Annotated in this window: 21 protein-coding genes; 14 read left to right on the top strand and 7 right to left on the bottom strand. The window is 73.7% G+C overall.

Annotated features, from left to right (window positions below; translation table 11 throughout):
- Position 1: 1 nt before the first annotated feature.
- Genes ACI6QG_RS07875 through ACI6QG_RS07865 form a run of 3 tightly spaced genes read right to left on the bottom strand, consistent with a single transcriptional unit; the run spans position 2 to position 3,133 of the window.
- Positions 2-739 (bottom strand): proteasome-type protease, encoded by a 738-nt coding sequence (locus tag ACI6QG_RS07875; RefSeq protein WP_407024039.1) that lies wholly within the window; start codon positions 737-739, stop codon positions 2-4.
- Between the two features lie 4 nt (positions 740-743).
- On the bottom strand, positions 744-1,682 hold the full coding sequence (locus ACI6QG_RS07870; protein ID WP_407024038.1) for an alpha-E domain-containing protein: 939 nt from the start codon (positions 1,680-1,682) through the stop codon (positions 744-746).
- A complete protein-coding gene (locus ACI6QG_RS07865; protein ID WP_407024037.1) occupies positions 1,676-3,133 on the bottom strand; it encodes a circularly permuted type 2 ATP-grasp protein in 1,458 nt (485 codons plus the stop codon). Before ACI6QG_RS07865 ends, ACI6QG_RS07870 begins: the two co-directional genes overlap by 7 nt.
- Positions 3,134-3,267: 134 nt before the next feature.
- Here ACI6QG_RS07865 and ACI6QG_RS07860 point away from each other — a divergent pair, with 134 nt between their 5' ends.
- Together ACI6QG_RS07860 and ACI6QG_RS07855 are read left to right on the top strand one after the other, a co-directional pair.
- Positions 3,268-4,863 (top strand): thiamine pyrophosphate-dependent enzyme, encoded by a 1,596-nt coding sequence (locus tag ACI6QG_RS07860; RefSeq protein WP_407024036.1) that lies wholly within the window; start codon positions 3,268-3,270, stop codon positions 4,861-4,863.
- A complete protein-coding gene (locus tag ACI6QG_RS07855; RefSeq protein WP_407024035.1) occupies positions 4,860-5,753 on the top strand; it encodes a hypothetical protein in 894 nt (297 codons plus the stop codon). Before ACI6QG_RS07860 ends, ACI6QG_RS07855 begins: the two co-directional genes overlap by 4 nt.
- A 6-nt stretch (positions 5,754-5,759) precedes the next feature.
- Here the strand turns inward: ACI6QG_RS07855 and ACI6QG_RS07850 are convergent, their stop codons facing one another.
- Together ACI6QG_RS07850 and ACI6QG_RS07845 are read right to left on the bottom strand one after the other, a co-directional pair.
- Positions 5,760-6,506 carry an enoyl-CoA hydratase gene (locus ACI6QG_RS07850; RefSeq protein ID WP_407024034.1) on the bottom strand — a complete coding sequence of 249 codons (747 nt, stop codon included), beginning with the start codon at positions 6,504-6,506 and terminating at the stop codon, positions 5,760-5,762.
- Positions 6,503-8,818 carry a bifunctional salicylyl-CoA 5-hydroxylase/oxidoreductase gene (locus tag ACI6QG_RS07845; protein ID WP_407024033.1) on the bottom strand — a complete coding sequence of 772 codons (2,316 nt, stop codon included), beginning with the start codon at positions 8,816-8,818 and terminating at the stop codon, positions 6,503-6,505. Before ACI6QG_RS07845 ends, ACI6QG_RS07850 begins: the two co-directional genes overlap by 4 nt.
- Before the next feature lie 100 nt (positions 8,819-8,918).
- Between ACI6QG_RS07845 and ACI6QG_RS07840 the strand changes: the two genes are divergently transcribed.
- From ACI6QG_RS07840 to ACI6QG_RS07800, 9 genes are read left to right on the top strand one after another with little or no spacing between them, the layout of a single operon-like run.
- The gene (locus tag ACI6QG_RS07840; protein ID WP_407024032.1) at positions 8,919-9,602 is read left to right on the top strand and encodes an SDR family NAD(P)-dependent oxidoreductase; all 684 of its coding nucleotides are present in this window, start codon (positions 8,919-8,921) and stop codon (positions 9,600-9,602) included.
- Positions 9,602-10,078: a MarR family winged helix-turn-helix transcriptional regulator gene (locus ACI6QG_RS07835; protein WP_407024031.1), complete on the top strand. Its 477-nt coding sequence runs from the start codon at positions 9,602-9,604 to the stop codon at positions 10,076-10,078. The genes ACI6QG_RS07840 and ACI6QG_RS07835 overlap by 1 nt, the downstream gene beginning before the upstream one ends.
- The gene (locus tag ACI6QG_RS07830) at positions 10,075-10,866 is read left to right on the top strand and encodes an enoyl-CoA hydratase family protein (RefSeq protein WP_407024030.1); all 792 of its coding nucleotides are present in this window, start codon (positions 10,075-10,077) and stop codon (positions 10,864-10,866) included. Before ACI6QG_RS07835 ends, ACI6QG_RS07830 begins: the two co-directional genes overlap by 4 nt.
- A complete protein-coding gene (locus tag ACI6QG_RS07825) occupies positions 10,866-12,005 on the top strand; it encodes an acyl-CoA dehydrogenase family protein (protein ID WP_407024029.1) in 1,140 nt (379 codons plus the stop codon). Before ACI6QG_RS07830 ends, ACI6QG_RS07825 begins: the two co-directional genes overlap by 1 nt.
- Positions 12,005-13,594 carry an AMP-binding protein gene (locus ACI6QG_RS07820; protein WP_407024028.1) on the top strand — a complete coding sequence of 530 codons (1,590 nt, stop codon included), beginning with the start codon at positions 12,005-12,007 and terminating at the stop codon, positions 13,592-13,594. Before ACI6QG_RS07825 ends, ACI6QG_RS07820 begins: the two co-directional genes overlap by 1 nt.
- A complete protein-coding gene (locus tag ACI6QG_RS07815) occupies positions 13,591-13,986 on the top strand; it encodes a RidA family protein (RefSeq protein WP_407024027.1) in 396 nt (131 codons plus the stop codon). Before ACI6QG_RS07820 ends, ACI6QG_RS07815 begins: the two co-directional genes overlap by 4 nt.
- A complete protein-coding gene (queG, locus tag ACI6QG_RS07810) occupies positions 13,983-15,017 on the top strand; it encodes a tRNA epoxyqueuosine(34) reductase QueG (RefSeq protein ID WP_407024026.1) in 1,035 nt (344 codons plus the stop codon). The genes ACI6QG_RS07815 and queG overlap by 4 nt, the downstream gene beginning before the upstream one ends.
- On the top strand, positions 15,010-15,711 hold the full coding sequence (queC, locus tag ACI6QG_RS07805; protein WP_407024025.1) for a 7-cyano-7-deazaguanine synthase QueC: 702 nt from the start codon (positions 15,010-15,012) through the stop codon (positions 15,709-15,711). The genes queG and queC overlap by 8 nt, the downstream gene beginning before the upstream one ends.
- Positions 15,692-16,240 carry a VUT family protein gene (locus ACI6QG_RS07800; RefSeq protein ID WP_407024024.1) on the top strand — a complete coding sequence of 183 codons (549 nt, stop codon included), beginning with the start codon at positions 15,692-15,694 and terminating at the stop codon, positions 16,238-16,240. The genes queC and ACI6QG_RS07800 overlap by 20 nt, the downstream gene beginning before the upstream one ends.
- 4 nt (positions 16,241-16,244) lie before the next feature.
- On the opposite strand, the gene ACI6QG_RS07795 is transcribed toward ACI6QG_RS07800, so the two are convergent.
- Entirely contained in the window at positions 16,245-16,688 is a 444-nt protein-coding gene (locus tag ACI6QG_RS07795) for a hypothetical protein (protein ID WP_407024023.1), read from the bottom strand.
- Complete coding sequence (locus ACI6QG_RS07790; protein WP_407024022.1) at positions 16,685-18,151, bottom strand: N-acyl-D-amino-acid deacylase family protein; 1,467 nt, start codon at positions 18,149-18,151, stop codon at positions 16,685-16,687. Before ACI6QG_RS07790 ends, ACI6QG_RS07795 begins: the two co-directional genes overlap by 4 nt.
- A 177-nt stretch (positions 18,152-18,328) precedes the next feature.
- On the opposite strand from ACI6QG_RS07790, the gene dctP reads away from it, so the two are divergent.
- The 3 genes from dctP to ACI6QG_RS07775 are packed head-to-tail and all read left to right on the top strand — an operon-like array spanning position 18,329 to position 21,178.
- Complete coding sequence (dctP, locus tag ACI6QG_RS07785) at positions 18,329-19,279, top strand: TRAP transporter substrate-binding protein DctP (RefSeq protein WP_407024021.1); 951 nt, start codon at positions 18,329-18,331, stop codon at positions 19,277-19,279.
- Between the two features lie 4 nt (positions 19,280-19,283).
- On the top strand, positions 19,284-19,871 hold the full coding sequence (locus ACI6QG_RS07780; RefSeq protein ID WP_407024020.1) for a TRAP transporter small permease: 588 nt from the start codon (positions 19,284-19,286) through the stop codon (positions 19,869-19,871).
- Positions 19,872-19,900: 29 nt separating this feature from the next.
- Positions 19,901-21,178: a TRAP transporter large permease gene (locus ACI6QG_RS07775; RefSeq protein WP_407024019.1), complete on the top strand. Its 1,278-nt coding sequence runs from the start codon at positions 19,901-19,903 to the stop codon at positions 21,176-21,178.
- The last annotated feature ends 54 nt before the right edge of the window (positions 21,179-21,232 follow it).

Genomic DNA, 21,232 nt, shown 5'->3' with positions numbered 1-21,232 from the left:
CTCAGACCGCCGGGAAATCCGGCTTGGGCAGGTTGAGGTAGGCTTCGCGCAGCGCGCCGGCCCAGCCTTCGCGGATGGCGCGGTAGTAGGCGTCCTCCTCGGTGATGCGCTTGCGCGTGCCCACCGCCAGCGCGTCCCGCCGGATGACGGCGAGGTCCAGCGGCAGGCCGACCGAGAGGTTGGAGCGGATGGTGCTGTCCATGGAGATCAGCGTCAGCGCCACCCCCTCGCTCAGCGAGGTGCCCATGTTCAGCACGCGGTCCAGGATGGGCTTGCCGTACTTGTGCTCGCCGATCTGCAGGAAGGGCGTGTCCTCCGTCGCCTCGATGAAGTTGCCGGCGGAGTAGACGAGGTAGAGGCGCGGCGGCCCGCCCGCCACCTGCCCGCCCAGCAGCAGCGAGCACTCGAAGGCGAAGCCCTGGGCCAGCAGCGCGGGGCCGTCCATCTGCTGCACCTGGCGCACCGCCGCGCCCACCAGCCGCGCGGCGTGGAACATGTCGGGCACCGTCTCCAGCCGGCGCTGCTGGCCATCCAGCCACACGCCCTGCTGCAGCAGGTTCCACACCGTCTGCGTCACCGCCAGGTTGCCCGCGGTCATCAGCACCAGGGCGCGCTCGCCCGGCACCTCGGCCACGAACATCTTGGAGAAGGAGGAGATGTTGTCGAGCCCGGCATTGGTGCGCGTGTCGGAGAGCATGACGATGCCCTCGTCCACGCACAGGCCCACGCAGTAGGTCATCGCCTCACTCCCCGCGGATGTAGAAGGCCTCGATGGCCGAGCCGAGCTGCGCGGTGCGCTCGATCAGCCGCGTCAGCCATTCGTGCAGGCCCCCGGCCAGGATGTCCTCCAGCCGGCCGTAGCGCAGGGAGGCGGCGATCTCGCCGGCCAGGCGGTGGCACTCGCCGCGCCGCCCGCCCTGCCCGGCGGCGATGGCCTCCAGCACCTCGCCCACGCGCGCGTGGCACGCCAGCAGGGAGCGCGGCAGCTCCGGCCGCAGGATCAGCAGCTCGGCGATCTTGGCCGGGTCCAGCCGGTCGCGGAACACCCAGTGGTAGGAGCGCAGCGCGGAGGCCGATTGCAGGATGGCCTGCCACTGCGCGTATTCGGCCGCGCCGTGGGTGCCGTGCGCCAGCAGGTCCGCCTTCACGTCCAGCAGGCGGGCGGTGTTGTCCGCGCGCTCCAGCGCGGTGCCCAGCTGCACGAAAAGGAAGGCCTCGCCGCGCAGCATGGTGTCCTGCGCGGCGCCGTTGAACAGCAGCACGCGCTCGCGCACGCGGTCGATGAAGCCGGGCAGGCGCTCGCCCTGGAAATCCGCCTCGCCGGCGTCGCGGAACTGGGACCAGCTCTCGTTCAGCGCGCTCCACATGTCCACCGTCAGCGCGGTGCGCACCTGCCGGCCGTTGGAGCGCGCGGCGGCGAAGCAGGACAGGATGCCCGAGGGGTTGCCGGGCTCGCGCACCAGGAAGTCCACCGCGGCCTCGGGCGTCACCGCGCCGTGCCGCGCGGTGAAGCCCGGCTCGCATCCGGTGGCGATCAGCAGGCGGCGCCACTCGTCCCCCCTGGCGTCGCCCGTGCCCAGCCCGGCCATGCGCCAGGCGACGTTGAGGCCGCGCGCGACGTTGGCCGCGCGCTCGGTGTAGCGGCCCAGCCAGAACAGGCAGTCGGCGGTGCGGCTCAGCATGACACGTAGCCCTGGCTCTGCACCTGGGCCGAGGGCGCGTCGTCCAGCACCCAGGTGTCCTTGGTGCCGCCGCCTTGGGAGGAGTTCACCACCAGCGAGCCCTCGCGCAGCGCCACCCGCGTCAGCCCGCCGGGCACGATGCGCACGCTGTCCCTGGTGCTCAGCACGAAGGGGCGCAGGTCCACGTGGCGGGGCGCGATGCCGGCCTCCACCAGCGTGGGCACGGTGGACAGCGCCAGGGTGGGCTGGGCGATGTAGTGCGCCGGGTTGGCCTCGATGCGCGCGCGGAACTCCTCGCGCTGGGCGCGCGTCGCGTGCGGGCCGATCAGCATGCCGTAGCCGCCCGACCCCTGCGCCAGCTTCACCACCAGCTTGTCCAGGTTGGCCAGCACGTGGGCGCGGTCCTCCGCGCGCTCGCACAGGAAGGTGTGGACGTTGGCCAGCCGCGGCTCCTCGCCCAGGTAGAAGCGGATCATCTCCGGCACGTAGGGATAGATGGCCTTGTCGTCGGCGATGCCGCAGCCCGGGGCGTTGGCCAGCGCCACGTTGCCGGCGCGGTAGGCGCGCATCAGCCCCGGCACGCCCAGCATGGATTCCGGCTTGAAGGCCTCGGGGTCCAGGTAGTCGTCGTCGATGCGGCGGTAGATGACGTCCACCCGGCGCGGGCCGGCGGTGGTGCGCATCATCACCACGTCGCCGTCCACGCAGAGGTCGGCGCCCTCCACCACCTCCACGCCCATCTCGTCGGCCAGGAAGCAGTGCTCGTAGTAGGCGCTGTTGTAGTGGCCGGGCGTCAGGATCACCACGGTGGGGTCGTGGCCGGCGCGCTCGGGCGCGGCGGCCTTCAGCGTGGCCAGCAACTCCTCCGGGTAGCGGCTGACCGGGGCGATGCGGTGGGCGGCGAACAGGCGTGGGAACAGGCGCAGCATCGCCTCCCGGTTCTCCAGCATGTAGGAGACGCCGCTGGGCGTGCGGCAATTGTCCTCCAGCACGTGGAACTCGTCCGGTCCCGTGCGCACCAGGTCGATGCCGGCGATGTGGGTGTACACGCCGCCGGGCGGCGCGAAGCCGGCCATCTCCGGCCGGAACTGCTCGTTCTGGCGCACCAGCGCGGCGGGGATGCGCCCGGCGCGCAGGATCTCCTGCGCGCCGTAGCAATCGGCCAGGAAGGCGTTGAGCGCGCGCACGCGCTGGGACAGGCCGGTGGCCAGGCGGTCCCACTCCGCGCGGGCCAGGATGCGCGGGATGATGTCGAAGGGAATCAGCCGCTCGGGGTCGCCGCCCTCCCCGTACACGGCGAAGGTGATGCCGACCTTGCGGAACAGGTACTCCGCCTCCGCCCGCTTGGCTTCCAGCGCCGCTGCGGGCGTGGCCGCCAGCCAGCGGGCGATCTCGGCATAGGCGGCGCGGAGCTGCGGCCCCTCCCCCATCTCGTCGAATGCGGCTCCCATCGCGGCTCCCTGGCAATGCCGTGCGTTGGGCGCGATTGCAGCCCGCCCGGCCCGGCCTGTCCAGCGGGACGGCTTGCGCCGCGCCCCGCCCTGCGGTGCAGTCGCGCCACGGGACTGCCCAGGGGGAAAGCAGGGTGAACGGTGCGGAAGCGATCGCGGCGGCCTTCGCGGCGGCGGGGGTGCCGGCGGTGTTCGGGGTGCCGGGCGGCGGCTCCTCGCTGGACCTGCTGGCGGCGGCCAAGGCGCGCGGCATCCCCTTCCACCTCGCGCGCACCGAGGCCGGGGCGGTGACCATGGCGCTGGCCACGGCCGAGCTGGCCCACCGCCCCGCCGCGGCGCTGGTGACGCGCGGCCCGGGCGTGGCGGCCGCCGCCAACGGCCTGGCCAATGCCAGCCTGGAGCGCGCGCCGCTGGTGCTGGTGGCCGACGGGCTGGGCACCGCCGAGTCGCGCTTCGCCACCCACCAGCGCTTCGACCAGGCGGCCATGGCCGCGCCGCTGACGCGCGCGCAGGCCCATGCCGGCGAAGGCGCGGGCGCCGCCGCCCACCGCGCCCTGCTGGCGGCGCTGGGCGCGCCGCGCGGCCCCGCCTACCTGGAACTGCCCGGCGACGCCGCCCGCGCCCCGGCCGAGCCCCCGCCGCCCTGGCGCCCGCCCGCCCTGCCGCCCCCGTCCTCCGACGCCGTGGCGCGGGCGCGGGCGATGCTGGCGGCGGCGCGTCGCCCCGCCATCATCGCGGGCCTTGAGGCCACGGCGCCGGCCCGCTGCGCCTGGGTGCGCGCCCTGGCCGAGGCGCTGCACGCCCCCGTGCTGGTCACCTACAAGGCCAAGGGCGTGCTGCCGGACGCCCACCCGCTGTTCGGCGGCGTGTTCACCGGCGGCGCGGCCGAGGCGCCCCTGCTGCACGAGGCCGACCTCATCCTCCTGGCGGGCGCCGACCCGGTGGAGTTCATCCCGCAGCCCTGGCGCTTCGCCGCGCCGGTGCTGGACCTCGCCGACTGGGAGCGCGGGATGGACTACGCCGCGCCCGCCCTGCGGCTGGCCGGCGCGTGGGAGGCCGCCGACCTCGCCCCCACCCGCGCCGCCTGGCCCGACGGCGCCATCGCCCGGCATCGCCGCGCCTGGCTGGCGGCGCTGGAGAACGGGCCATCCGGCAACCGGGGGCTGTCGCCCTCGGCCATCGTGCGGGGCGCCCAGGCGGCGGCGCGGCAGGCGGGCGCGGACCCGCGCGCGGCGGTGGATGCCGGGGCGCACATGTTCCCCTGCACCTCGTTCTGGCAGGCCGAGCGCCCGGGCGACCTGCTGATCTCCAACGGCCTCGCCACCATGGGGCACGCGCTGCCCGCCGCCATCGCCGCCGCCATCCACGACCCCGGGCGGGGCGCGCTGGCCTTCACCGGCGATGGCGGCCTGCTGATGGCGATGGGCGAGCTGGCGACCGCCTGCGCGCTGCGCCTGCGGCTGGTGGTGGTGGTGTTCAACGACGCCGCGCTCTCGCTCATCGGCATCAAGACCGGCGGGCGGGACCTGCCGGCGCGCAGCCTGGACTGGCCGGAATGCGACTTCGCCCAGGTGATGCGCGGCCTGGGCGGCCAGGCCTGGCGCGCCGGCAACGAGGCGGAGCTGGCCGCCGCGCTGCGCGCCGCCTTCGAGTGCGCCGGCCCGGCGCTGGTGGATGCGCGCTGCGACCCGTCCTCCTACGCGCGGCAGATCGCGGCGCTGCGCGGATGAGGGCGCTGCTGGCCCTGCTGCTGCTGGCCGGCTGCGCCGGGCGCGAGCCGCTGCGCGCGGGCATCGAGAGCGAGCAGGCCTGCGCCCTGCCCGCCGTGCCCCCCGCCGCCCCGCTCCCCCCGGCCGCGCCGCCCGCCGCGCTGGAAGCCGCCGCCGCCCGACTGTCCCTGCCCGCCGAAGCGACGGAGGCGGCGGACACGGTCGGCGCGCTGCCGGCCCTGGAGGCGCTGGCCGCCCCGCCCGCCCCCGGGCTGCGCGGCGAGGTGGCGCGGCTGCGGCTGCGCCAGGAGGTGCAGCGCCGGGTTCTGCTGGGCATGCTGGACGTCGCCGGCACCCTGGCCGCGCTGGATTGCGAGGGCGAGCGCGGCGACCAGCTCCGCGCGCTGCTGTCAGCGCGGGAGGCGCGGCGCGGCCGGGCGCTGAACCTCGCCGCCATCGCCTTCGGCGCCGGCACCGCGGCGGTCAGCGGCGGGCTGGCGCTGGCGGGCTCCACCACGGCGGCGGATGCGCTGTCGCTGGGCGGCGGCATCGGCGAGGGCGCGGCCGGCGCCGGGCTGCTGTTCAACCGCTCCCGCGCCGAGCTGCGCCACGCCCGCAACATGCTGCGCGAGGTGCTGGACGGGCCGGAGCAGGCGGAGCACTTCCCGCCCCTGGTGTGGCGCCACCTGGTGCGGCCGCGCCCGGACGGCACCACCGGGCGCGGCCGCATCCTGGCGCAATGGCGCGCCGGCGGCTTCCTGGGCGAGGACGCCCAGGCGGCGCTGCTGCTGGGCGCCGGCGGCCGCTACGGCGTGGATGAGCTGGATGCGCGCGACGAGCTGCTGGGCGCGGTGGAGGCGGAGGTCGCCACCCTGCACCGCGGCCTGGCGCTGCTGCTGCGGTCGGAGTGAGCCGCCCTACCGCTTGCGCGCCAGGAAGGCACCCAGCATCCGGCGCGGCTCCTCCGTCGCGAAGGCGGCGGCGAAGCTGTCCACCCCGGCCTGGATGGCGTCGTCCAGCCCCAGCCCTTCCCAGCGCGAGATCAGCGCCTTCTGGTGGCGGATGGCGCGCGGCCCGGCCTCCGCCAGCAGATGCAGCCATTCGTCCAGCGCCTGGTCCAGCGCGTCATGCGCCACCACGCGCTCCACCAGGCCCCAGGCTTCGGCGGTGGCGGCGTCGAGCGTCTCGGCCAGCAGCAACAGGCGGCGGGTGCGTCCCCAGCCGATGAGGCCGGGCAGCAGCGCCGCCTCCACCACGCTGGGGATGCCCACCCGCACCTCCGGCATGCCGAACTGCGCGCGGTCGCTGGCCAGGCGCAGGTCGCAGGCTGCGGCGATCTCCAGCCCGGCGCCCAGGCACCAGCCCTGGATGCGCGCCACCACCGGCACCGGGCAGGCGCAGATGGCCGCGCACGCCTGGTGAATGCGCGTGATGAAGGCCCGCGCCTGCTCCGGCGAGGCGATGGCGCCCATCTCGCGGATGTCGGCGCCGCCGATGAAGGCGCGCGGCCCCTCGCCGGCCAGCACCACGGCGCGCACCTCCCCGCCCACCGCGAAGGCGCCGGCCAGCGCCTCCAGGATCGGGGTGTTGACCGTGTTCAGCTTGGCGTCGTTGCGCAGCGTGACGTGGCGGATGCCCGCGCTCTCCGTGACCTCGACGCTCATTCGGCGGCGTCGCGCAGCGGGGCGGGGGCGTGGCTGGCGGGGCGGGCCTTGCGGCGCAGCTCCATCAGCTCCTCGCGCTCCTTCTGGCGCTGGCGGAACAGCGCCTGCTTGCCGTACTCGTACTGCACCGGCGTCGCCACCGCCCGCACGCCGTAGTCGGCGGCGGCGTGCAGGGTGAAGGCGGGGTCGGTGAGGTGCGGGCGGCCCAGCGCCACCAGGTCGGCGCGGCCGGCGGCGAGGATGGTGTTCACCTGGTCCGCCGTGGTGATGGAACCCACGCACATCACCGCCATGCCGCCCTCGTTGCGGATCATGTCGGCCCAGGGCAGCTGGAACATGCGGCCATACTGGGGCGCGGCATCGGCCACAGTCTGCCCGGTGGAGACGTCGATCAGGTCGCAGCCGGCGTCTCGGAAGGCGCGGGCGATGGCCAGGGTGTCGGCGTCGGTGATGCCGCCATCCGCCCAATCGGTGGCGGACAGGCGCACGGACATCGGCCGGTCCTGCGGCCAGGCGGCGCGCAGGGCGCGGAACACCTCCAGCGGGAAGCGCAGGCGGTTCTCCACGCTGCCGCCGTATCCGTCCGTGCGCCGGTTGGTCAGCGGCGAAAGGAAGGAGGCCAGCAGGTAGCCGTGGGCGCAGTGCAGCTCCAGCAGGTCGAAGCCGCATTCGGCGCCGCGCCGGGCGGCGGCCACGAAATCGTCGCGCACCGCGTCCATGTCGGCGCGCGTCATCTCCCTGGGCACCTGCGAGTGCGCGAAATAGGGGATGGGGCTGGCCGAGAGGATGGGCCAGGCGCCGTCCTCCAGCGGTTGGTCCATGCCCTCCCACATCAGCTTGGTGGCCCCCTTGCGCCCGGCATGGCCCAGTTGCAACGCCATGCGCGCCCCGGCGGCGTGGACGTTGCCGACGATGCGCGTCCAGGCCGCCTGTTGCGCGTCGTTCCACAGCCCGGTGCAGCCGGGGGTGATGCGCGCCTCCGCGGAAGGGCAGGTCATCTCGGTGAACACCAGCCCGGCGCCGCCCATGGCGCGGGCGCCGTAGTGGATCAGGTGGAAGTCGCCCGGCACGCCGTCCTGCGCCGAGTACATGCACATCGGCGAGACGACGACGCGGTTGGGCAACTCCAGCCCGCGCAGGCGCAGCGGCTGGAACATCGGCGGGTGGCGCGGCTCGCCGCCCGGCGTCTCGGCGGCCACCAGCGCCTGCACCTCGCCCACGAATTCCGGCGCGCGGAGCTGCAGGTTGTCCCAGGTGATGGCCTTGGAGCGCGTCATCACCCCGAAGGCGAAGCGCGCCGGGGCGAAGTGCCAGAAGCGCTTCACGTGCTCGAACCACACCAGGGAGACGTTGGCGGCGTGCTGGATCTTCTCCACCTCCTCGCGCCGGGCGCCCTCGTAGCGGGCGAGGCATTCGGCGATGCTGCCGCCGGCCATCAGGGCGCGGTGCAGGCCGATGGCGTCCTCCATCGCCAGCTTGGTGCCGGAGCCGATGGAGAAATGCGCGCTGGCCTTGGCGTCGCCCAGCAGCACCAAGTTGCCGCGCACCCAGCGCGCGCAGCGGAAGGCCGGGAAGTTGCGCCAGTTGGAGCGGTTGGTGAGCAGACGGTGGCCCTGGAGTTCCTCGGCGAAGACCTCCTCCAGGAAGGCGGCGGACTGCGCCTCGTCCATCGCGCCCAGCCCGGCGCGGGCGAAGGTCTCAGGGTCCGTCTCCATCACCCAGGTCGAGCGGCCGGGCTCGTACTGGTAGCAATGGGCGATGAAGATGCCCTCCGCGCGCTCCTTGAAGAAGAAGGTGAAGGCATCGAAGGGGCGGGTGCTGCCCATCCAGGCGAAGCGGTTGGGGCGCAGGTCCAGCTGCGGCTGGAAGTGGTCGCGCCAGCGCTCGCGGATGGGGGAGTTGATGCCGTCGGCGGCCACCACCAGGTCGGCGTCGGGGAAGTCCTCCGGCTGGGCTTCGCGGCGGAACTCCAGCTCCACGCCCAGGCGGCGGGCGCGCTCCTGCAGCAGCAGCAGCAGTGTGCGGCGCGAGCAGCCGCAGAAGCCGTTGCCGCCGATGCGGTGCTCGGCACCCTTGGCGGCCACCACGATGTCGTCCCAATAGGCGAAGGACTGGGTGATGGCGCGGTAGGAGGGCTCGTCGGCATCCTTGAACACGTCCAGCGTGGCGTCGCTGAACACCACGCCGAAGCCGAAGGTGTCGTCGGGCTGGTTGCGCTCCACCGCGGTGACGCGCGCCTGCGGCATGTCGCGCTTCACCAGGATGGCGAAGTAGAGGCCGGCGGGGCCGCCGCCGATGATGGCGATGCGCATGGGCGCTGCTCCTTGCTGCCTCCACAATATGCTTGCGGGGGCGCGGGCCGCAATGCTTTAAGCTCAAAGCATGTGGCGGCTGGATGGCAGGACGGCCCTGGTGAGCGGCGGAGGCACCGGCATCGGCCTGGCCTGCGCCCGCGCCCTGACGGCCGCCGGCGCGCGCGTGACGGTGCTGGGCCGGCGGGAGGCACCGCTGCGGGAAGCGGTGGCGTCCGGCGCCGCGGCGGATTGGCTGGCCGGCGATGCCTGCGCCCCGCCGCCCCTGCCCGCCTGCGACGTGCTGGTGAACGCCGCCGGTGCCGCAGTCTCGGCCCCCTTCCTGCGCACCGATGACGCGGCCTTCCGCGCCGCGCTGGACGCCAACCTGCTGTCCGCCGTGGCGCTGACCCGCGCCGCGTTGCCGGGCATGGCGGCGGCGGGCTGGGGGCGGGTGGTGAACGTCGCTTCCACCGCCTCGCTGAAGGGCTACGCCTATGTGGTGCCCTACGTGGCGGCCAAGCACGCGCTGCTGGGCTTCACCCGCGCCCTGGCGCTGGAAGTGGCCCGGCAGGGCGTGACGGTGAACTGCGTCTGCCCCGGCTTCACCGAGACGCCGCTGCTGGAGGAGAGCGCGGCGCGCATCACGCAGAAGACCGGCAAGGACGGCCGCGCCGCCCTGGCCGCCAGCAACCCGCAGAACCGCCTGTTCACGCCGGAGGAGGTGGCGGAGGCGGTGCTGTTCCTGTGCGGCGCGCCCGGGGTGAACGGCGCGGCGCTGACGGTCAGCGGGGGCGAGGTGTGATGGACGCCGAGACCGGCCTCGCCGACCTGCCGCCCGGCCACCGGGACGCCCTGCGCCTGTGGCTGCGGCTGCTGACCTGCGCCACGCTGATGGAGGGCGAGATCCGCCGCCGCCTGCGCGTGCAGTTCGCCACCACCCTGCCGCGCTTCGACCTGCTGGCGGCGCTGGAGCGCGCGCCGGAGGGCCTGACCCTGGGCGAGATCGGGCGGCGCATGATGGTGAGCAACGGCAACGTCACCGGCCTGGCTGCCCGGCTGGAGGAGGAAGGCCTGGTGGAGCGCGGGGTGGACGCCGCCGACCGCCGCGCCTTCCGCCTGCGCCTGACCGCGCGCGGCCGCGCCGAGTTCGCCCGCTGGTCGCGGGCGCATGAGGGATGGGTGGACGCGCTGCTCGGCGGGATGGACCACCACGACCGCGCGGCGCTGCACGCCCTGCTGGGCCGCGCCAAGCACAGCATCCGGGAGGGCATGGGATGATCGCGCCGCAGCACCTGCGCATGGAGAGGGAAGGCGGCGTGGTGACGCTGACGCTCGACCGCCCCGAGCGCAAGAACCCGCTGACCTTCGACAGCTACGCCGAGTTGGTGGGCATCTTCCGCGCCGCCGCCGCGGAGGACGCCATCCGCGCCTTCGTCGTCACCGGGGCGGGGGGCAATTTCTGCTCGGGCGGCGACGTGCACGAGATCATCGGCCCGCTGCTGGAGCGCGACACCAAGGGGCTGATGCGCTTCACCCAGATGACCGGCGACCTGGTGAAGGCGATGCGCGCCTGCCCGCAGCCCATCATCGCCGCGGTGGACGGCGTGGCGGCCGGGGCGGGCGCGATCATCGCCATGGCCAGCGACATCCGCCTCGCCACGCCGCGCGCCAAGGTCGCCTTCCTGTTCAACCGCGTCGGGCTGGCGGGCTGCGACATGGGGGCCTGCGCCATCCTGCCGCGGCTGATCGGCCAGGGGCGCGCCAGCGAGTTGCTGTTCACCGGCCGCGCCATGCGCGCGGAGGAAGGCGAGCGCTGGGGCTTCTTCAACCGCCTCTCGGACCGGGTGCTGGAGGACGCGCAGGCCCTGGCCGCCGAGATCGCCGCCGGCCCCGGTTTCGCCCACGGCATGACGAAGCGCATGCTGGCGATGGAGTGGGCCATGGGCGTCGAGCAAGCCATCGAGGCCGAGGCGGTGGCCCAGGCGCTGTGCATGACCACCGCCGATTTCCGCCGCGCCTACGAGGCCTTCGCCGCGAAGCGCACGCCCGTCTTCCAGGGGGATTGATGGCCGACCGCGATTTCCTCCGCTGGCCCTTCCTGGAAGACGCGCATCGTGATTTCGCCGCGCGCGTCGAGGCCTTCGCCGCCACCCTGCCGGCGCATCACGACGACGCGGATGCCGCGACGCGCGACCTCGCGCGCGCGCTGGGCGAGGCCGGGCTGCTGGCCGCCGCGGTGCCCGAGGATGGCCGGCTGGAGGTGCGCAAGCTGTGCCTGGCGCGCGACATCCTGGCGCGGCATTCGGGGCTGGCCGACTTCGCCTTTGCCATGCAGGGGCTGGGCACCGGCGCCATCACCCTGTTCGGCAGCGATGAACTCAAGGCCCGCGTGCTGCCCGGCGTGCGCGCCGGCACCACCCTGGCCGCCTTCGCGCTGAGCGAGCCCGAGGCCGGCAGCGACGTCGCCGCCATGGCCACCACCGCCACCCGCGATGGCGAGCACTGGGTTCTGGACGGCGAGAAGACCTGGATCAGCAATGGCGGCATCGCCGGCAGCTACGTGGTTTTCGCCCGCAGCGGCGAGGCGCCGGGCGCGCGCGGCCTGTCCTGCTTCTGGGTGCCGGGCGAGGCGATGCGCGTGGTGGAGCGCATCCACACCGCCGCGCCGCACCCGCTGGCCCGGCTGGCGCTGGACGGCGTGCGGGTGCCGGATGCGCACCGCATCGGCGTACCGGGCGATGGCTTCCGCATCGCCATGTCGGTGCTGGATGTCTTCCGGTCCACCGTGGGCGCCGCCGCGCTGGGCTTCGCCCGCCGCGGCCTGGACCTGCTGCTGAAGCGCGCCACCACCCGCCGCCTGTTCGGCGCGCCGCTGTTCGAGCAGGGCCAGGTGCAGGCCGCCATCGCCGACGCCGCGATGGACGTGGAGGCCTCCGCCCTGCTGGTCTATCGCGCCGCCTGGCTGAAGGACCAGGGCACGCCGCGGGTCTCGCGCGAGGCGAGCATGGCCAAGCTGCACGCCACCGAGGCCGCCTTCCGCGTGGCGGATGCCGCCGCGCAGTTCCACGGCGGGCTGGGCGTCGTCGCCGGTTCCGCACCGGAGCTGCTGACGCGCGAGGTGCGGGCGCTGCGCGTCTACGAGGGCGCGTCGGAGATCCAGCGCGTGGTGATCGCCCGCGCCGAGAGGGACAGGAGGGCCGGGTGATGGACAGCTTCTGCCGCGACAACCTGCCGCCGCCGGAGGAATGGCCGGTGCTGACGCCCCTTCCCTACCCAGCGCGGCTGAACTGCGCGGTGGAGCTGCTGGACCGCAACCTCGCCACCCGCGCCGACCACCCCGCCATCGTCACCCCCGAGGAGACGCTGACATACGCCCAGCTGGCCGCGCGGGTGGACCGCATCGCCCACGTGTTGGTGCAGGAGACGGGGCTGGTGCCCGGCAACCGGGTGCTGCTGCGCTCGGCCAACAACGCTTGGATGGTGGCGGCGTATTTCGCCGTGCTGAAGGCCGGCGGCGTGGTGGTCGCGACCATGCCGCTGCTGCGCGCCAAGGAACTGGGCGAGATCCTCCGCAAGGCCCGCATCACCCACGCCCTGTGCGACGCCCGGCTGCGCGACGAGCTGGCGAAGGCGGACGCGCCGGACCTGTGCCACGTGCTGCACTGGGGCGATGGCGAGCTGGAGGCCGCCTGCGCCCGCCAGCCCGCGCAGTTCACCGCGGCCGACACCGCCAGCGACGACATCTGCCTGATCGGCTTCACCTCCGGCACCACGGGCGAGCCCAAGGGCACCCTGCACTTCCACCGCGACATGCTGGCCATCTGCGACCACTACGCGGCGCAGGTGCTGAAGCCGACGGCGGAGGACCGCTTCATCGGCTCGCCGCCGCTGGCCTTCACCTTCGGCCTGGGCGGGCTGGTGCTGTTTCCCTTCCGCGTCGGCGCCACCGGCATCCTGCTGGAGAAGGCCTCGCCCGACGACCTGGGCGCCGCCATCGGCCGCCACCGCGCCACCATCTGCTTCACCGCGCCCACCGCCTACCGCGCCATCGCGGCGAAGGCGCGCGAGTTCGACCTGTCCTCGCTGCGCAAGTGCGTCAGCGCGGGCGAGCACCTGCCGCGGCCCATCTTCGAGATGTGGCAGGCCGCCACCGGGCTGAAGCTGATGGACGGCATCGGCGCCACCGAGATGCTGCACATCTTCATCGCCGCCCCGGAGGAGGCGATCCGCCCCGGCGCCACAGGCCTGCCGGTGCCGGGCTACGAGGCGCGCGTCATCGGCCCCGACGGGCTGGAGGTGCCGCGCGGCACGCCCGGCCGGCTGGCGGTGCGCGGGCCGACCGGCTGCCGCTACCTGGCCGACCCGCGCCAGCGCAACTACGTGCAGGATGGCTGGAACATCACCGGCGACACCTTCCTCCAGGACGCCGACGGCTACTTCCACTACCAGGCACGCAACGACGACATGATCGTCAGCAGCGGCTACAACATCGCCGGCCCCGAGGTGGAGGCCGCCCTGCTGTCGCACCCCTGGGTGCGGGAGGCCGGCGTGGTCGGCACGCCCGACGAGGCGCGCGGCATGGTGGTGACCGCCTTCGTGGTGCTGCACGACGGCGTGCCGGAGGACGAGGCCACCGCCAAGGCCCTGCAGGACCACGTGAAGGCGGAGATCGCCCCCTTCAAGTATCCCCGCCGCATCGAGTTCCGCGAGGCCCTGCCGCGCACCGAGACGGGCAAGCTGCAACGCTTCGCCTTGCGCGGCGCCGCAACCCCCGCCACAAGCCCCGTGCCATGACGCTGACGCCGCTGCATCCCAAGGGCTGGCCCGCCCCCAAGGGCTACTCGAACGGGCTGATGGGCGAGGGGCGCCTGGTGATCCTGGGCGGGCAGATCGGCTGGGACGCGCAGGGCCGCTTCGCCGAGGGCTTCGTGGCGCAGGTGAAGCAGGCGCTGGCCAACATCCTGCTGGTGCTGGCCGAGGCCGGCGGCCGCGCCGAGCACATCGCCCGGCTGACCTGGTACGTCACCGACATCGCCGCCTACCGCGCCTCGCTGGCTGAGCTGGGGCCGGCCTACCGCGCGGTGATGGGCCGCCATTTCCCGGCGATGACGCTGGTGCAGGTGGTGGCACTGGTGGAGCACGAGGCGATGGTGGAGATCGAGGCGACCGCCATCCTGCCGGCGTGAGGCCCGTGAAGGAGGAGATCCGCGCCGAGGCCCTGCGCCTGGGCTTCGACGCGGTGCGCTTCACCGCCGCGACCCTGCCGCCCGAGGCGCGGCAGCGCCTGGACGCCTTCCTGGCCAGCGGCGCGCACGGCACCATGGACTGGATGGAGCGTCGCGCCGAGCAGCGCGCCCACCCCCGGGCGCTGTGGCCGGAGGCGGTGAGCGTCATCGTGCTGGGCACCAACTACGGCCCCGCCTACGACCCGCTGGAATCCCTGGCCTGGAGGGACCGCGCCACCCTGTCCTGCTACGCCCAGGGGCGCGACTACCACGACGTGGTGAAGAAGAACCTGAAGGCGCTGGGGCAATGGATGGCGCGGCGGTTCCGCGACCAGCCGCTGAAGGTGTTCGTGGACACCGCGCCGGTGATGGAGAAGCCGTTGGCGCAGCAGGCCGGGCTGGGCTGGCAGGGCAAGCACACCAACCTGCTGTCGCGCGAATGGGGCAACTGGCTGTTCCTGGGCGAGGTCTTCACCACCCTGTCGCTGGAGCCCGACGCCCCGGAAGGCGAGCATTGCGGCTCCTGCACCGCCTGCCTGGAGGCCTGCCCCACCGCCGCCTTCCCTGCGCCGTTCCGGCTGGATGCGCGGCGCTGCCTGTCCTACCTCACCATCGAGCACCGCGGGCCCATCCCGGCGGAGTTCCGCAGGCCGATGGGCAACCGCATCTACGGCTGCGACGACTGCCTGGCCGCCTGCCCCTGGAACAAGTTCGCCCGCCGCAGCCGGGAGATGCGCTTCGCCCCCGGCGGCGACCGCGCCCCGCCCCTGGCGGAGCTGGCGGCGCTGGACGATGCCGGCTTCCGCGCGCGCTTCGCCGGCTCGGCGGTCAAGCGCATCGGGCTGGCGCGGTTCCGGCGCAACCTGGCCATCGCCATCGGCAACAGCGCCGACCCCGCGCTGCTTTCCGCCGCCCGCGCCATCGCGCAGGATGCCGACCCGGTGGCGGCGGAGGCCGGCGTCTGGGCGGCGGGGGAACTGGCCCATGGATGAGGGGGCGCCCGGGGCGCTGGTGCTGTTCAGTGGCGGGCAGGACAGCGCCACCTGCCTGGCCTGGGCGCTGCGCGAATTCGCCCGCGTCGAGACGCTGGGCTTTGACTACGGCCAGCGGCACCGGGTGGAGCTGGATGGCCGCGCCGCCTTGCGCGCCGGCATGGCCTCGCCCCGGCTGGGGCCGGACCACCTGCTGCGCCTGCCCGTGCTGGGCGCCATCAGCGAGACGGCGCTGACGCGAGACAGCGAGATCGCGATGCAGGCCAATGGCTTGCCCTCCACCTTCGTGCCCGGGCGCAACCTGGTGTTCCTGACCCTGGCCGCCGCGCTGGCCTACCGGCGCGGGCTGCGCCACATCGTGCTGGGCGTCTGCGAGACGGATTATTCCGGCTACCCGGATTGCCGGGACGACACGGTGAAGGCCATGCAGGTGGCGCTGAACCTGGGCCTGGACGCCCGGCTGGTGCTGCACACCCCGCTGATGTGGCGCGACAAGCGGGCGACCTGGGAACTGGCCCACGCGCTGGGCGGCGATGCGCTGGTGGAGCTGATCCGGCGGGACAGCCATTCCTGCTATCGTGGCGAGCGCACGGCGCATCCCTGGGGCGCCGGCTGCGGCCGCTGCCCGGCCTGCGACTTGCGCGCCCGGGGCTGGGCGGCCTATGCGGCGGGGCATGACCAAGCAGCGCGCTGAAGGCTTCCTGTTCCTGGCGGGCTTCGGCCTGTGCATCCCCGCGGCCAACTGGCTGATCGGCCATGCCGGCACCGTGTGCGTGCCGCAGGGCCCGTGCCTGATCCCGGTGGCGCCCGGCGTCATGGCGCCCTCGGGCGTGCTGATGATCGGGCTGGCGCTGGTGCTGCGGGACCTGGTGCAGCGGCGCCTGGGGGTCGGCTGGGCCTTCGGCGCCATCCTGGCCGGCGCCGCGCTTTCCGCCCTGCTGGCGCCGCCGGCGCTGGTGGTCGCCTCCGCCCTCGCCTTCCTGCTCAGCGAGCTGGCGGACCTCGGGGTCTACACCCCGTTGCAGCGCAAGGGGCTGGCGCGGGCGGTGCTGGCCTCCTCCGCCGTGGGGCTGGTGGTGGACAGCGTGGTGTTCCTGTGGCTGGCCTTCGGCTCGCTGGACTACCTGGCGGGGCAGGTCATCGGCAAGGCGTGGATGGTGCTGCTGTCGCTGCCGCTCATCGCGCTGCTGCGGCGGCGGGACCACCGGCTCGGCCTCGCCTGAGGCTTCAGGGCAGGCGCCCCTCGCGCATCGTCACCGCCATTCCGGTCATCCGGCCCTCCGCCACGGTCAGCACCGCGTCGCTGTCCAGCATGCGGCGGGATTCCAGCGGCCGCCGCAGGTGGCAGCGCCAGGCGCCCTCCGTCCCGCCCGGCGCCTGGCAGGTGAAGCCCAGCGCGATCAGCCGCTGCACCGCCGGGCCGGCATCCTGCCCGGCGGGCGACAGGGCGGACAGGTCGCGCCGCAGCGCCTCCGCGCCCGCGTTGCGGCCCATGCGGAGGTAGGCGTCCATCGGGTGGCGCGGCGCGCCGCCGGCCCAGAACGCGGCGAAGACCACGCCGGCCCCGAAGATCAGCGCCGCCATCAGCAGGGCGCGCGGCAGGGTGCCGCCCTCCAGCGTCCCCGCCACCATGCGCCAGCCGAAGCGCCGCTGGCTGTGCGGCGCCGTCACGCCGCGCGGCGCCGGGGGTTGCCGAGGAAGCGGCCAGGTGCCGCGCCGGGGCTGGGCGCGCCCTCGCGGAAGGTGGTCTCGCCGTTGCACCAGACGCGGCGGATGCCCTCGCTGATCGCGTCCGGGTTGGCGTAGGTGGCGTGGTCGCGCACGGTGGCGGGGTCGAACAGCACCAGGTCGGCGGAGGCGCCGGGGCGCAGCGTGCCGCGGTCGGGCAGGCCGAAGACCTGGGCGGTGCGGCCGGTCATCTTGTGCACCGCGGTTTCGAGCGAGAACAGGCCGACGTCGCGGACGTAGTGCCCCAGCACGCGCGGGAAGGTGCCCCAGAGGCGCGGATGCGGCTTGGCGTCGTGCGGGATGCCGTCGGAGCCGATCATGGAGCGCGGATGCGCCATGATGCGGCGCACATCGGCCTCGTCCATCTGGAAGTAGATGGCCCCCGCTGGCAGCAGCTTCTCGGCCGTGGCCTTGCGCGTCATGCCCCAGTCGCGGGCGATGGCGTCGAGGTCGCGGCCCGCCTGCTCGGGGTGGGGGACGGACCAAGTGACCTGGACGGGCACGTCCTGGCGCAGCCGCTCGGGCATCAGCACGGTGGAGCCGGCGGGGTAGGGATAGACGTCGAAGGCCAGCGGCTGGTCCTGGCCCAGCGTGTCGATCAGCGCCAGCGTCTCGCGCGAGCGGCCGAAATTCTCCGGCATGGAGCATTTGTGGTGGGAGATGACGACCTCGATCCGCCCCGCCTCGCGGCCGATGCGCGCGGTCTCGCGGATGCTTTCGGCCACGCGGTCGGCCTCGTCGCGCATGTGGGTGGCGTAGAGGCCGCCCTCCTGCGCCACCACCTCGGCCACCGCGATCACCTCCTCGGTCGGCGCGTGCATGTTGGGGGGGTAGTAGAGGCCGGTGGAGAAGCCGCCCGCGCCCTCGCGCAGGCTCTCGCGCAGGCGGTCCTGCATGCGCGCGATCTCGCGGTCCGTCGCCGGGCGGTAGACGTCGCCCTCCATCGCTTCCACGCGCAGGGATTGGTGGCCGCAGAAGGCGAAGGTGTTGACGGCGGTGGGGCGCCGCGCCAGCGCCTCGGCGTATTCGCCGAAGCCGCCCAGGGTGAACCAGCTCTCCTCGCCCAGCAGGTCGAGCGGCGGCGGCGGGCGCTTCGCCAGCCGCAGCGGCGCCAGCGAGACGCCGCAATTGCCGACCACGACGGTGGTGACGCCCTGGCTGGTCTTGCAGTGCACGCATTCGGGGCCGCACAACACCAGCCGGTCGTCATGGGTGTGGGCGTCGATGAAGCCGGGCGCCAGGGCCAGCCCCGCCGCATCCACCTCCTCGGCGCCGCTGACGGAGCCGAGGTCGCCGACCGCGCGGATGCGGTCGCCCTCCACCGCCACGTCGCCGGTGAAGCGCGGCGCGCCGGTGCCGTCCAGGATGGTGGCGTGGCGGATCACGAGGTCGCAGCGCAGGGTCATGCGGCGCAGCTTGCCCCAGGGCGCCCAGGCGCGGAAGCGTCCCCGACACTCGCGGAAGCGCCCGGCGCGTTCGCGGAGGCGCCCCGGCCCATGGCGGGCCGATGGACGGCGGCGGCGCGATGCGCTAGGGGCGCGGGGTCCAGAATGCATCCGGGAGGTTCATCCATGTTGCGTCGCATGCTGCCCGTCGCCGGCCTACTGGCGGCGATGTCCCTGCCCGCCGCCGCGCAGACCCAGGTGACCATCCAGCACCCGCTGCCGCTGAACAGCCACTACGGCGCCGGCGCCACCGCGGTGAAGGAGGCGTTCGAGCGCGCCACCAACAACCGCTTCCGCGTCAACATCCAGCGCAACGACAACGAGCGCGAGGCGATCGAGTCGGCGCAGATCGGCACCATCGAGTGCTACCTGGGCTCCACCGGCCCGGTCGGCAACTTCGTGCCGGAGGTGCGGGTGCTCGACGTGCCCTTCCTGTTCCGCGATTCCGCCCATGCCCGCGGCGTGCTGGATGGCGAGATCGGCCAGGGCCTGCTGGCGCGCTTCCAGCCGCGTGGGCTGGTCGGCGTGGCCTGGATGGAGAACGGCTTCCGCCACCTGACCAACAGCCGGCGCGAGGTGAACACGCCCGGCGACATGCGCGGCATGAAGGTCCGCACCATGGAGAACCAGGTGCACATGCGCGCCTTCTCCGCCCTGGGCGCCCTGCCGACGCCGATGGCCTTCAGCGAGCTGGTGCCCGCCCTGCAGCAGGGCACGGTGGATGGGCAGGAGAACCCGATCCCCGTCATCGTCGCCAACAACCTGAACCAGGTGCAGCGCTTCCTGACGCTGACCAGCCACGTCTATTCGCCGGCCATCCTGATCTGCAACCCGGCCTTCATGGGCCGGCTGAACGCCGCCGACCGCGCCGCCTTCACTGAGGCCGCACGCGCGGGCGCCGCCGCCAACCGCGCCCGCGTGACGGCCGACGAGCAATCGGGCGTGGAGGAGCTGCGGCGCCGCGGCATGACGGTGGTGACGCAGGTGGACAACGGCGCCTTCCAGTCCGCGCTGGCCCCGCAGGCGGCGCAGATCGAGCAGCAGCTGGACCAGGCGCTGCTGCGCCGCATCCGCGAGTGGCGCCAGTAAGGGCATGAACCCGGCCAACCTCGTCCCGCTCCAGGTCATCGGGGCGCTGAGCCTCGCCGCCGTCGCGCTGGCGCTGTGGGTCGGCGCGCGTGGCGGCGCCCTGCGCGCCGCCGTGCTGGCGGCCGACCGCTGGGTGACGGGGCTGGCCGGGGCGCTGGCCTGCCTGGCGCTGGCCATCGCGGTGCTGGCCGGGCTGTGGCAGGTGGTGGCCCGCTTCGCCACCGAGACGCCCTCGATCTGGAGCGAGGCGCTGGTGCGCACGGCGCTGATCTGGATGGCCTATCTGGGCCTCGCCGTGGCGCTGCGAACCGGCGCGCTGGTCTCCATCGACGTCGCGCACCGCTACACGCGCGGGGCGGTGCGGCGGGCGGTGGAAGCCTCGGCGCTGGCCTTCTCGCTGGCGCTGATGGGCGTGCTGTTCTGGTTCGGCTGGGCGATGGCCGAGCGCGTGCAGTTCCAGGAGATGGCGGGGCTGGAGGTCTCGATGTCCTGGGGCTACGCCGCGCTGCCGGTGGGCGCCGTCTTCGCCGCGGTGGGCGCGCTGGCCAACTTCCTCGACCGCCGCGCCGAAGAACTGGAGAACGCGGTCTGATGCACCGCCACGCCTGGGGGATGCGATAGATGTCGGGCGCCATGCTCACCATCATGCTGGTGCTGTTCGCCGCCGCGGTGCCGGTGGCGGTCGCCATCGGCATCGCCGCCGTCTGGGGCATCGCCGGCCATACCAGCTTCCCGCTGGTGGTGGCGGCGCAACAGCTCTTCGTCTCGCTCGACAAGTTCCCGCTGGCGGCCATTCCCTTCTTCATCCTGGCCGGCAACCTGATGGACGTGGGCGGCATCTCCCGCAGGCTGGTGGACTTCGCCAAGTCCATCGTCGGCGGGGTGCAGGGCGGGCTGCCCTGCACCTGCATCATCACCTGCATGATCTTCGCGGCCATCAGCGGCAGCAGCGTCGCCACCACCTTCGCCATCGGCGCCATCATGATCCCGGCCCTGGTCAAGCACGGCTACCCGGTGGCCTTCGCCGCCGCGCTGCAGGCCACCTCGGCCGAGCTGGGGGTCATCATCCCGCCCTCCATCCCGATGATCCTGTTCGGGGTGACGACGCAGACCTCCATCCCCGAGCTGTTCATGGCCGGCTTCGGTCCCGGCCTGCTCATCGGCGGGGCGCTGATCGCCACCGTGCTGGTGTGGTGCCGCCTCAAGGGCTGGGGCAAGCAGGATGGCGACGGCCGGCTGCCCGTGGGCCTCGCGCTGCGCCAGGCCGGCTGGGCGCTGTTCATGCCGGTGGTGGTGCTGGGCGGCATCTATGGCGGCATCACCACGCCCACCGAGGCCAGCGTGATCGCCGTGGCCTACGCCATCCTGGTCGGCATGTTCATCCACCGGGAGCTGGGCTGGCGCGACCTCTACGGCATCATGCGCAAGTCGGTGATCTCCTCGGCGGTCATCATGTTCATCATCGCCTGCGCGGGCCTCTTCTCCTGGCTGCTGAACCGGCAGGGCGTGCCCGACCTCGCCGCCGCCTGGCTGGTGGAGACCTTCGACGGGCCGGGCTGGTTCCTGCTGGGCGTCAACCTGTTCCTGTTCGTGGTGGGGATGTTCGTGGAGACCTCGGCCTCCATCATCGTGCTGGCGCCCATCCTGCAGGAAGCGGCGGAGCGCTTCGGCATCGACGGCGTGCATTTCGGCACGGTCATGGTGGTGAACCTGGCGCTGGGGATGATCACGCCGCCCTTCGGCGTCAACCTGTTCGCTGCCGCCCAGGTCGCCGGAACCTCGATCGACCGGATGATGAAGTACCTTCCGGTGTTCATCGGCGTGATCTTCCTGTGCCTGATGGCCATCACCTACGTGCCGGCCATCGCGCTGTTCCTGCCGCACCTCGTGTTTCGCTGAGGCCGGGCCCCGGGGGCGTTGACGCGCCGCCCCGCGGGGCGGCACGCTCCCCCG

The organism is Sabulicella flocculans, from assembly GCF_045449635.1.
Classification (GTDB): Bacteria; Pseudomonadota; Alphaproteobacteria; order Acetobacterales; family Acetobacteraceae; genus Roseococcus.
The sequence above is the reverse complement of the archived record's forward strand: the minus strand, read 5'-3'. Positions and strand labels throughout refer to the sequence as shown.